The following is an 11299-nucleotide window of genomic DNA, read 5'->3' on the forward strand; positions in this document are numbered from 1 at the left end:
AACATTCCTTTTCCAGAGGGAAAAGGTGTCAACCCAATTCAGGACGGGTCAGACCCACAAAAAAGGGCGCCGCAAGGCGCCCTTTTCGTTGCCGCAGCAGGCGCTTCTCAGCGCTCCAGCAGAGGCAGCTTGTCCGGCTTGCCGTCCCACTCGCCGGCATCGGCGGGCGGATCCTTGCGCACGGTCAGCACCGGCCACTCCTTGGCGAGCTCGGCATTGAGGCCCACGAACACTTCCTGGCCGGCCGGGACATCGTCCTCCGGGAAGATCGCGTTGACCGGGCACTCCGGCTCACAGAGGGTGCAGTCGATGCACTCGTCCGGGTCGATCACCAGGAAGTTCGGGCCTTCGTGGAAGCAGTCCACGGGGCACACTTCCACGCAATCGGTGTGTTTGCACTTGATGCAGTTTTCGGTGACGACAAAGGGCATAAGGGGGGAGGCAGATCCGTCTTCAAGCGGACAATTCTAGAACAGGTTGAACGCGCGCGCTGCCGTTGCACGCACCGGCACCCTGCGCGCTGACGATTCTGCACAGGCGGCAAGGGCATGCGGCCACCGCGCAGCAGCACTTTGCGGCACTGCACATTGCCAAGCCGGGGAAGCCCCCGGCAGACTCGATGTCCATCGGTGGACATCTGGCGGTGAAGCAGTGCGGATCGCAGGGACGGGCAGGGCATGAGCGTGTATCTGGGCATCGACGCCGGCACGCAGAGCGTGAAAGTGATCGCCTACGACGCGGCGGCACGCACGATGCTGGCGCAGCAGGCACGGCCGCTGGAACTGGCGGCGACGGCCGATGGCGGCCGCGAACAGAACGCCGCCGACTGGGTGAAGGCGCTGGTCGAGGCGATCCAGGCCCTGCCAGGGCCGGTGCGGGCGCGGGTGCGCGGGCTGGCGGTGTCCGGCCAGCAGCACGGCTTCGTCCCGCTGGGCCGCGACAACCGCGCGCTGGGCCCGGTCAAGCTGTGGTGCGACACCAGCACCGGCGCCGAATGCGAGGCGATCACCGCCGCCATGGGCGGGCCTGCGGCCTGCATCGCCGAGACCGGCAACGACCTGCGGGTGGGCTATACGGCCTCCAAGCTGCGCTGGACCCGACAGCACCGGCCGGAGGTGGATGCGGCGCTGGATGGCATCGCCCTGCCGCATGACTACCTGAATCTATGGCTGACCGGCCAGCGCTTCATGGAGGCCGGTGATGCCTCCGGCACCGGCTGGCTGGATGTGCGCCGGCGCGACTGGTCGCCGGCGATGCTGGCCGCCACCGACGACCGGCGTGACCTGGCCGCGCTGCTGCCGCCGCTGGTCGGTCCGGAACAGGGCTTCTCCCTGCTGCCGGCGATCGCCGCGCTGCTGGGGCTGCCGGCCGATACCCGCGTGGCGGTCGGCGGCGGCGACAACATGATGGCGGCCATCGGCACCGGCGCGGTGCGCGAGGGGCGGTTGAGCATGAGCCTGGGCACTTCGGGCACGCTGTTCGCCTGGCGCGCCACGCCCTGCGTGGATGCGCAGGGGCGCTGGGCCGCGTTCTGCGCTTCCGATGGCGGCTGGCTGCCGCTGATCTGCACGATGAACTGCACGGTCGCCACCGGCCAGACGGCCGCACTGTTGGGGCAGTCACCAGCGCAGTGCGAAACCCTGCTGGCGCAGAGCGCGCCCGGCGCCGATGGGCTGGTGATGCTGCCGTTCTTCAATGGCGAGCGCAGCCCGGACCTGCCGCTGGCGCGCGGCGCCCTGCATGGGCTGGACCTGCACAACCTGACCCCGGCCAACCTCTACCGCGCCGCGATGGAAGGCGCCAGCTACAGCCTGCGCCTCGGCTACGACGCGCTGGTTGAAGGCGGCCTGCGCGGGCAGCGCCTGGTGCTGACCGGGGGCGGTGCCAACAGCCCGGCCTGGCGCCAGTTGATCGCCGATCTGTTCCAGCTGCCGGTGGCCGTGCCGGTGCAGGCCGAAGGCGCCGCCTTCGGGGCCGCGCTGCAGGCGCTGTGGCTGTGCGAAGGGCAGGGCCAGGCGCTGGCCGACCTGGTCGATGCGCACCTGCAGTTCGACCCCGCTTTGGCCGCCCAGCCCGATCCCACCCGCGCGGCCGCGTACGAGGCCGGTTACCAGCGTTTCGTCCACCACCTGCAGGCGTTGACGCCGCTGTTCCAGCAGCGCCTGCCCTGATCCCGAAGAAGGAAGCATCGTCCATGGCAACCCCGTTCCATGTTGGTCAGCGTGAGTACTTCCCCGGCATCGGTCGCATTCCCTTCGAGGGTCGCGACTCCGACAACCCCCTGGCGTTCAAGGTCTACGACGCACAGAAGCAGATCGGCGGGCGCAGCATGGCCGAGCACCTGCGCTTTGCCGTGGCCTACTGGCACAGCTTCTGCGGCGCCGGCCAGGACCCGTTCGGGCCGGGTACCCGTGCCTATCCGTGGGACCACGGCGATACCGCGCTGGCCCGTGCCGAGGCGCGCTGCGATGCCGCCTTCGAGTTCTTCACCAAGCTGGGCGTGCCGTACTGGTGCTTCCATGACGTGGACCTGGCGCCGGACGCGGACGACATCGGCGAGTACCGCGCCAACCTCGCGCACATGGTCGAGCTGGCCAGCCAGCGCCAGCACCAGACCGGCATGCAGCTGCTGTGGGGCACGGCCAACCTGTTCTCGCACCCGCGCTACATGAATGGCGCGGCCACCAACCCGGATTTCGCGGTGGTGGCGCGCGCGGCGGTGCAGGTGCGTGCGGCGCTGGAGGCCACCGTGGCGTTGGGCGGCAGCAACTACGTGTTCTGGGGTGGCCGCGAAGGCTATGCCTGCCTGCTCAACACCGACATGAAGCGTGAGCAGGCGCATCTGGCCCGGTTCCTTGCCGCTGCCCGTGACCACGGCCGCAGCATCGGCTTCCAGGGCACGTTCCTGATCGAGCCCAAGCCGATGGAGCCGATGCACCACCAGTACGACTTCGACAGCGCCACCGTGGTCGGCTTCCTGCGCGAGCACGGGCTGGACGGCGATTTCAAGCTGAACATCGAGGCCAACCACGCCACCCTGTCCGGCCATACCTTTGCCCACGACCTGCAGGTGGCCGCCGATGCCGGCCTGCTGGGCAGCATCGACGCCAACCGCGGCAACCCGCAGAACGGCTGGGACACCGACCAGTTCCCGACCGACCTCTACGACACCGTCGGCGCCATGCTGGTGGTGCTGCGGCAGGGCGGGCTGGGCCATGGCGGCCTGAACTTCGATGCCAAGGTGCGCCGCGAGTCGACCGACCCGCAGGACCTGTTCCTGGCCCATATCGGCGGCATGGATGCCTTCGCCCGCGGCCTGGAAGTGGCCCATGCGCTGCTGCAGGCCTCGCCGCTGGAGACGTGGCGGCGCGAGCGCTATGCCAGCTTCGACCACGGCCCGGGGCAGGCCTTCGCCGCCGGCCAGCTCAGCCTGGACGACCTCTGCGCCCACGCCCAGCAGGCTGGCGAACCGCGCCAGCGTAGCGGCCGGCAGGAAGCCTATGAGAACCTGCTGAACCAGTACCTGCTGCGCTGAGCGGCCGGCCCACCTCTTTCGCGGAAGACCCAATGTCCACAGCGATTCCTGCAAACGCCGGCACGCGCGGCGAAAACACTGCCTTCATCGTCCTGATCAGCTGCGTGGCCACCCTCGGTGGCTTCCTGTTCGGCTTCGACAGTGGCGTGATCAACGGTACGGTCGACGGCCTGCGCCAGGCGTTCAATTCCAGCGAGGCGGCCCTGGGCTTCGAGGTGGCATCGATGCTGCTGGGCTGCGCGATCGGCGCGTTCGTGGCCGGGCGCCTGGGTGACCTGCTGGGCCGGCGCAGCGTGCTGATCATCTCGGCGGTGCTGTTCCTGCTGTCGGCGCTGGGTGCCGGCGCGGCGCATGCCTCGTGGCTGTTCGTGGCCGCGCGCATGGTCGGCGGCTTCGCGGTGGGTGCGGCCAGCGTGATGTCGCCGGCCTACATCGCCGAAGTTGCCTCGGCGCGCTACCGCGGCAAGCTGGCCACGGTGCAGCAGATGGCGATCATCAGCGGCCTGTTCGCGGCGTTCCTCAGCAACTTCCTGCTGGCCCGCGCGGCGGGTGCCTCCACCGAGGTGCTGTGGCTGGGGCAGGAGGCGTGGCGCTGGATGTTCTGGATGCAGGCGATTCCGTCGCTGCTGTTCCTGGTGCTGTTGCTGGCCATCCCGGAAAGCCCGCGCTTCCTGGTCGCCAAGGGGCGCCAGGCGCAGGCCGAGGCGGTGCTGGTGAAGCTGTACGGCGCGGCCGAGGCCCGCACCAAGCGCAGCGAGATCGAGGGCAGCCTGGCCCAGGACCAGCACCGGCCGAGCTTTGCCGACCTGAAGGAAAAGACCACCGGGCGCCTGCGCAGCATCGTCTGGGTGGGCATCGGCCTGGCGGTGCTGCAGCAGCTGGTGGGCATCAACGTGGTGTTCTACTACGGCGCGGTGCTGTGGCAGGCGGTGGGCTTCTCGGAAAACGACGCGCTGCTGATCAACGTGCTGTCCGGCGCGCTGAGCATCGGTGCCTGCCTGGTGACGGTGCTGCTGATCGACCGCATCGGCCGCAAGCCGCTGCTGTGGGTCGGTTCGGTCGGCATGGCCATTGCGCTGGCGCTGATGGTGGTGGCCTTTGCCAGCGGCAGCCTGGTCGATGGCAGGCTGCAGTTGTCTGACGGCATGGGCCGGCTGGCGCTGGTGGCGGCCAACGTCTACGTGGTGTTCTTCAACATGTCGTGGGGCCCGGTGATGTGGGTGATGCTGGGCGAGATGTTCCCGAACCAGATCCGCGGCTCGGCGCTGGCGGTGGCCGGTGCGGCGCAGTGGACGTCGAACTTCGCCATCACGGTCACCTTCCCGATGCTGCTGGCCGGCATCGGCCTGGCCGGCGCCTACGGCATCTATACGGTCGCAGCCTTCCTCTCCATCTTCTTCGTGGTCCGCTACGTGCGCGAAACCAAGGGCAAGGAACTGGAGCAGATGGAAGGCTGACGCGTTTCGGCATCGGCTTCGGAGGCGATCCGTTCGCGCCTCCCGGCTACGTGGGGGAGGGGGCAGGCCGCCCTCTCCAGGACACGCAAAATCCCCTCCATGGTGCTCGATGGCGCCATCCCTGGCGCCAACGGTCCTGGAGAGGGCGGCCTGCCCCCTCCTGACAGTTTCATGGTGTGTGCGGAAGCCGCGAAGCAGTGATCGACGTCTGCCGCGGCGGGCAGGAAACCGTCCAGAGACGGCGGGGCCCTTCGGGCCAGGACCGTTGGCGCCATGGATGGCGCCATCGAGCCCCCAGGGATGGGTTTACGGCGTGTCCTGGCCCGAAGGGCCCCGCCGGCTCAAGCCGATAGCAAAGAGGCGCCACAGCGACCAAGCACCCGAAGCCACAAACCCCGGAAAACGGAAAAGCCCGCACGAAGGCGGGCTTTTTCGGTTCCTGCTGCTGCGACTGGTGCTCCCTAGGGGACTCGAACCCCTGTTTTAGCCTTGAGAGGGCCACGTCCTAACCACTAGACGAAGGGAGCATAAAATTGTCGCTGCCGAGGCAGGAGCGCTAGTATATGCACCTCGATGCCATTGGGCAATCCCGAAACTTCAACCGGAAGCGCCAACATCAATTCCTCTGCTCCATCACCGTTCAGCCTGCGCGTCATCCCGCGCGACCAGCACACGATCTCCCGCAAGGACATCAGCCCGAACGCTCTGCGCGTGCTGTACCGCCTGCGCGATTCCGGCTTCGGCGCCTACCTTGTCGGCGGCGCCGTGCGCGATCTGCTGGTCAATGGCCGCCCCAAGGATTTCGACGTGGCCACCGACGCCACGCCCGAACAGGTCAAGCAGCTGTTCCGCAACTGCCGCCTGATCGGCCGCCGTTTCCGCCTGGCCCACGTGGTCTTCGGCCGCGAGATCATCGAAGTCGCTACCTTCCGCGCCAACAGCGATGACGGCAGCGGCGACCGCGAAATGGAAAACGGCATGCTCGTGCGCGACAACGTGTACGGCACCATCGAAGACGATGCCGTCCGCCGCGACTTCACCTGCAACGCCCTGTACTACGCCATCGAGGATTTCTCGGTGCGCGACTACACCGGCGGCTTCGAAGACGTGCAGGCGCGCCTGATGAAGCTCATCGGCGATCCGGTGCAGCGCTACCAGGAAGACCCGGTGCGCATGCTGCGTGCGGTGCGCCTGGCCGCCAAGCTCGGCTTCCAGATTGAAGAAGGCACCGCCGCGCCGATCCCGCACCTGGCCAACCTGCTCAACGAGGCCGCCCCGGCGCGCCTGTTCGAGGAAGTGCTGAAGCTTTTCCTGTCCGGGCACGGCGTCGCCAGCTTCAAAGGCCTGGAACGTTACGGCCTGTTCGACGTGTTGTTCCCCGAAAGCGCCAAGGCCCTCAAGTCCAACCGTACCGGTGCGCTGCGCCGCATGCTGGTGGAAGGCCTGGCCAACACCGATGCGCGCGTGGCCAACGACGAGCCGGTCTCGCCGGCGTTCCTGTTCGCACTGCTGCTGTGGCCGGCGTACTGCCGTGCCCAGGCCAGCCTGCTCAAGCAGGGTGTCGCCCCGGAAGAGGCGCAGCGTCGCGCCGCCGACCGGGTCACCGTGCAGCAGCTGAGCACCATCGCCCTGCCGCGCCGCTTCTCGCTGCCGATGCAGGAAATCTGGCTGCTGCAGTCGCGCTTCAGCTCGCGCCAGCGCAAGCGCGTGTTCCGCACGCTCACCCATCCGCGCTTCCGCGCTGCGTTCGACTTCCTGGCCCTGCGCCAGGTCGCCTCGGCCGAGCACGAAGCCGACGTGGCGTTCTGGCGCGAAGCGCAGGCGCAGTCCGGGCATGAGCTGGAATCCTCGCTGGATGCCATGCACACCGATGGTGGCGACGAAGAGGGTGGGGCACCGCGCAAGCGTCGCCGCCGTCGTCGTCGCACCGGTGCTGCCGCCGGCGGCGCCGCCGAGTAAGCCATGACCCTTGCCTGGATCGGCCTGGGGGCCAACCTGGGTGACGCGGTCACCACCGTCCGCGCGGCCATCGCCGCGCTGGATGGCCTGCCCGGCACGCAGCTGCGGCAGGCCTCGCGCCTGTACGCCACGCCGGCCTGGGGCAACGAAGACCAGCCGCCGTTCGTCAACGCGGTTGCCGGGGTCGAGACCACCCTGGCCGCCGGCGATCTGCTGCAGGCGATGCTCGCGCTGGAACAGCAGTTCGGCCGCGTGCGCGACCCCGCCGTGCACTGGGGCCCGCGCGCGCTCGACCTGGACCTGCTGCTGTACGGCGGGCAGGTGCTGGATGAGCCCGGCCTGCAGGTGCCGCATCCCTGCCTGCATGAGCGCGCCTTCGTGCTGGTGCCGTTGGCCGAGATCGCACCGGATCTGGCCATTCCCGGGCATGGACGCGTGCAGGATGCAGTGGTGCGGGTCGATGCCTGCGGGATCGCGCCGATAGGGTGATAATGACCGGGTTATCTCCCCCGGTTATCAGCACATGAGCACCCACGCAGACAGCAAGCCCTGGACCGTTCCCGCACTGGCCGAAGCCAAGCGCAATGGCCAGAAGCTGGTCATGTTGACCGCTTACGACGCCAGCTTTGCCCGTACGTTCGACGCCAATGGCGTGGACCTGATCCTGATCGGCGATTCGCTGGGCATGGTCGTGCAGGGCCATGATTCGACCCTGCCGGTGACCGTCGCCGACATGGTCTATCACACCCGTGCGGTGTCCCGCGTGCTGCAGCGTGCGCTGCTGGTGGCCGACCTGCCGTTCGGCGCCGACGCCACCCCCGAGCGCGCGCTGGAGGCTTCGCTGCAGCTGCTGCAGGCCGGTGCCGAGATGGTCAAGATCGAAGGTGCCGGCTTCAAGGTCGACATCGTGCGCTACCTGGTCGAGCGCGAGATTCCGGTGTGTTCGCATCTGGGCCTGACCCCGCAGTCGGTGCTGCGCCTGGGTGGCTTCAAGATCCAGGGCCGTGGCGATGCCGCGCGCCAGCTGGTGGAAGACGCCAAGGCCGTGGCCGCCGCCGGTGCCGCGCTGATCGTGCTCGAATGCATGCCGACCCCGGTGGCCGCCGAAGTGACCGCCGCCGTCGACGTGCCGACCATCGGCATCGGTGCCGGCCCGCAGTGCGATGGCCAGGTGCTGGTGATGCACGATTTCATCGGTCTGGACAGCGGCCACCGCCGTCCGAAGTTCGTCAAGGACTTCCTGGCCGAAGGCGGTTCGGTGGCCGGTGCCACCCGCGCCTATGCCGACGCCGTGCGCGACGGCAGCTTCCCCGACGAACAGCACGCCTACGCCCAATGATCCAGACCTTCAACGAACTCGGCGCGCTGCGCGAGCAGATCGCACAGTGGAAGCAGCAGGGCCTGCGCGTGGCGCTGGTGCCGACCATGGGCAACCTGCACGGTGGCCACCATTCGCTGGTGACGCTGGCGCGGCAGTACGCCGACAAGGTCGTGGCCAGCATCTTCGTCAACCCGACCCAGTTCGGGCCGAATGAAGACTTCAGCCGCTATCCGCGCACGCCCGAGGCCGACGTGGCCGGCCTGGAGCAGGTCGGCTGCGATGCGGTGTGGCTGCCCAGCGTCGAGGCGATGTACCCGCTGGGCGTGGACAAGACCACGCAGATGCACGCCCCGGGCGTGAGCGAAGTACTGGAGGGCGCCAGCCGCCCCGGCCACTTCGATGGCGTCTGCACGGTGGTCGCGCGCCTGTTCCTGCAGGTGCAGCCGGACGTGGCCGTGTTCGGCCGCAAGGACTACCAGCAGCTGGCCGTGATCAAGCAGATGGTGGCCGAGCTGTCGTTCCCGATCCAGATCGTCGGTGCCGAGATCGTGCGTGACGACGATGGCCTGGCCAAGAGCTCGCGCAACCAGTACCTGGATGCCAGCCAGCGCCCGCTCGCCACCACCATCCACCGCACCCTGCTGGGCATGCGCGAGGGCTATGTGGCCGGGCAGACGCGTGCGCAGATCGAGGCCGATGCCACCGCCGCGCTGCAGGCTGCCGGCTTCCAGGTGGACTACGCGGTGCTGCGCACCCCCGAGCTGGCCGAGCCGACCTTCGACGGCGGCGGCCGGGTGGCGCTGATCGCTGCCCGCCTGGGCAGCACCCGGTTGATCGACAACCTGGAATTCTGATGCCTGCGGGGTCGGATCCCTTTCCCGGTGGGAAAGGGCTCTGACCCCACTTCCAGCCCGCTACCTGAACAGGTTGCCGGCCGTGATGCCCCGCTCCGCGCGGGTGCTAGAATCCCCGCTTTCCTTTGCGTTGTGCCGTGCCATGCATCTGTCCCTGCTGAAGACCAAGATCCACCGCGCCACCGTTACCCATTCCGAGCTGAACTACGAAGGCTCGATCGCCATCGACGACAACCTGCTGGCTGCCACGGGCATCCGCGAGTTCGAACAGGTGCACATCTGGGACGTGACCAACGGTGCGCGCTTCTCGACCTACGCCATCCGTGCCGAAGCCGGCAGCGGCGTGGTGTCGCTCAACGGTGGCGCTGCACGCCACGTGCAGGTCGGTGACATCATCATCATCGCTGCGTTTGCCAGCATGACCGAGCAGGAAGCCGACAGCTTCAAGCCGAAGCTGGTGTACGTGGACGGCAACAACCAGATCACCCACACCAACGACACGATCCCGACCCAGGCCGCATGACAACGAACAACGGATTCGACTCGCTGCATTCCCACGCCCAGCGCCTGAAGGGCGCAAGCATCCCCAGCCTCCTCGCCGCCGAACCCGGCCGCGTGCAGGACCTGTCGCTGCGGGTCGGTCCGTTGTGCGTCAATTTCGCCCGGCAGAAATACGATGCCGCGGCGCTGCAGGCGTTGCTGGCACTCGCCGCCGACCGCGATGTCGGCGGTGCCATCACCCGTCTGTTCCGCGGCGAGCAGGTCAACCTGACCGAAGGCCGCGCCGCGCTGCATACCGCGCTGCGTGGCGACGGGGTCGATGCGCCGGTGGCGGCAGAGGCCTATGCCACCGCGCGCGAGATCCGCCAGCGCATGGGCGTGCTGGTGCGCGCGCTGGAAGACAGCGGCGTGACCGACGTGGTCAGCGTCGGCATCGGTGGTTCCGATCTGGGCCCGCGCCTGGTGGCCGATGCGCTGCGCCCGGTGACCGGTGCGCGCCTGCGCGTGCATTTCGTGTCGAACGTGGACGGCGCCGCCATGCAGCGCACGCTGGCCACGCTGGATCCGGCCAAGACCGCCGGCATCCTCATTTCCAAGACCTTCGGTACCCAGGAAACCCTGCTCAACGGGCAGATCCTGCACGACTGGCTGGGTGGCAGCGAGCGCCTGTACGCGGTCAGCGCCAACCCCGAGCGTGCGGCCAAGGCCTTCGCCATTGCCGCCGATCGCGTGCTGCCGATGTGGGACTGGGTGGGTGGCCGTTATTCGCTGTGGTCGGCGGTCGGTTTCCCGATCGCGCTGGCCATTGGCTTCGAGCGTTTCGAACAGCTGCTGGACGGTGCCGCGCAGATGGATGCGCACGCGCTGGACGCGCCGCTGGAGCGCAACCTGCCGGTGCTGCACGGCCTGACCGACATCTGGAACCGCAACGTGCTGGGCCATGCCACGCACGCGGTGATGACCTATGACCAGCGCCTGGCGCTGCTGCCGGCCTACCTGCAGCAGCTGGTGATGGAAAGCCTGGGCAAGCGCGTGCAGCGCGACGGTCAGCCGGTCACCACCGACACCGTGCCGGTGTGGTGGGGTGGCGCGGGCACCGATGTGCAGCACAGCTTCTTCCAGGCGCTGCACCAGGGCACCAGCATCATCCCGGCCGACTTCATCGGCTGCGTGCACAACGATGATCCGTACACGGTCAACCACCAGGCGCTGCTGGCCAACCTGCTGGCGCAGACCGAGGCGCTGGCCAACGGCCAGGGCAGCGATGACCCGCACCGTGATTACCCGGGTGGCCGCCCGAGCACGCTGATCCTGCTCGACGCGCTGACCCCGCAGGCGCTGGGCGCGCTGATCGCCATGTACGAACACGCCGTGTACGTGCAGTCGGTCATCTGGAACATCAACGCCTTCGACCAGTTCGGTGTCGAGCTGGGCAAGCAGCTGGCCAGCGGCCTGCTGCCGGCGCTGCAGGGCGAGGATGTGGCGATTGCCGACCCGATGACCCGCGAGATCCTGGCGCAGCTGAAGCGCTGAGGTACGGCCGCCGGGCATGGCCCGGCGCTACCCTCCGTTACGCCGGTAGCGTCGGGCTGTGTCCGGCGAAGGTAATGTCCGCCCGGTAGCGGCGGGGCCAGCCCCGCGGGGTCCCCCCCCCCCCCCCCCGGCCAGCCCC

General features: G+C 68.5%; 10 protein-coding genes and 1 tRNA gene. 9 read left to right on the forward strand and 2 right to left on the reverse strand.

What is annotated here, in order from left to right:
- Positions 1-107: 107 nt before the first annotated feature.
- Positions 108-431: a ferredoxin FdxA gene (gene fdxA / locus IAE56_RS18865; protein ID WP_079221482.1), complete on the reverse strand. Its 324-nt coding sequence runs from the start codon at positions 429-431 to the stop codon at positions 108-110.
- 246 nt (positions 432-677) lie between these two features.
- Here fdxA and xylB point away from each other — a divergent pair, with 246 nt between their 5' ends.
- Genes xylB through IAE56_RS18880 form a run of 3 tightly spaced genes read left to right on the forward strand, consistent with a single transcriptional unit; the run spans position 678 to position 4992 of the window.
- Entirely contained in the window at positions 678-2171 is a 1494-nt protein-coding gene (xylB, locus tag IAE56_RS18870) for a xylulokinase (RefSeq protein WP_200753588.1), read from the forward strand.
- 23 nt (positions 2172-2194) lie between these two features.
- Complete coding sequence (gene xylA / locus IAE56_RS18875) at positions 2195-3535, forward strand: xylose isomerase (RefSeq protein ID WP_200753589.1); 1341 nt, start codon at positions 2195-2197, stop codon at positions 3533-3535.
- Between the two features lie 32 nt (positions 3536-3567).
- Entirely contained in the window at positions 3568-4992 is a 1425-nt protein-coding gene (locus IAE56_RS18880) for a sugar porter family MFS transporter (protein WP_200753590.1), read from the forward strand.
- Positions 4993-5444: 452 nt separating this feature from the next.
- Here IAE56_RS18880 and IAE56_RS18885 read toward each other — a convergent pair.
- Positions 5445-5519, reverse strand: a tRNA-Glu gene (locus tag IAE56_RS18885).
- Positions 5520-5571: 52 nt separating this feature from the next.
- Here IAE56_RS18885 and pcnB point away from each other — a divergent pair.
- The 6 genes from pcnB (at position 5572) to pgi (ending at position 11160) form a co-directional block, all read left to right on the forward strand.
- Positions 5572-6951, forward strand: a complete 1380-nt coding sequence (gene pcnB, locus IAE56_RS18890) for a polynucleotide adenylyltransferase PcnB (protein WP_200753591.1) — start codon at positions 5572-5574, stop codon at positions 6949-6951.
- Between the two features lie 3 nt (positions 6952-6954).
- On the forward strand, positions 6955-7440 hold the full coding sequence (gene folK, locus IAE56_RS18895; RefSeq protein WP_200753592.1) for a 2-amino-4-hydroxy-6-hydroxymethyldihydropteridine diphosphokinase: 486 nt from the start codon (positions 6955-6957) through the stop codon (positions 7438-7440).
- A 34-nt stretch (positions 7441-7474) separates the two neighbouring features.
- On the forward strand, positions 7475-8290 hold the full coding sequence (gene panB / locus IAE56_RS18900) for a 3-methyl-2-oxobutanoate hydroxymethyltransferase (protein WP_200753593.1): 816 nt from the start codon (positions 7475-7477) through the stop codon (positions 8288-8290).
- Positions 8287-9126: a pantoate--beta-alanine ligase gene (gene panC, locus IAE56_RS18905; RefSeq protein ID WP_108768509.1), complete on the forward strand. Its 840-nt coding sequence runs from the start codon at positions 8287-8289 to the stop codon at positions 9124-9126. Before panB ends, panC begins: the two co-directional genes overlap by 4 nt.
- Positions 9127-9268: 142 nt before the next feature.
- Entirely contained in the window at positions 9269-9649 is a 381-nt protein-coding gene (panD, locus tag IAE56_RS18910) for an aspartate 1-decarboxylase (RefSeq protein ID WP_006432456.1), read from the forward strand.
- Positions 9646-11160: a glucose-6-phosphate isomerase gene (gene pgi / locus IAE56_RS18915; protein ID WP_200753594.1), complete on the forward strand. Its 1515-nt coding sequence runs from the start codon at positions 9646-9648 to the stop codon at positions 11158-11160. The genes panD and pgi overlap by 4 nt, the downstream gene beginning before the upstream one ends.
- Positions 11161-11299 lie beyond the last annotated feature (139 nt).

It is taken from the genome of Stenotrophomonas sp. S41, assembly GCF_016624625.1.
Taxonomy (GTDB): Bacteria; Pseudomonadota; Gammaproteobacteria; order Xanthomonadales; family Xanthomonadaceae; genus Stenotrophomonas.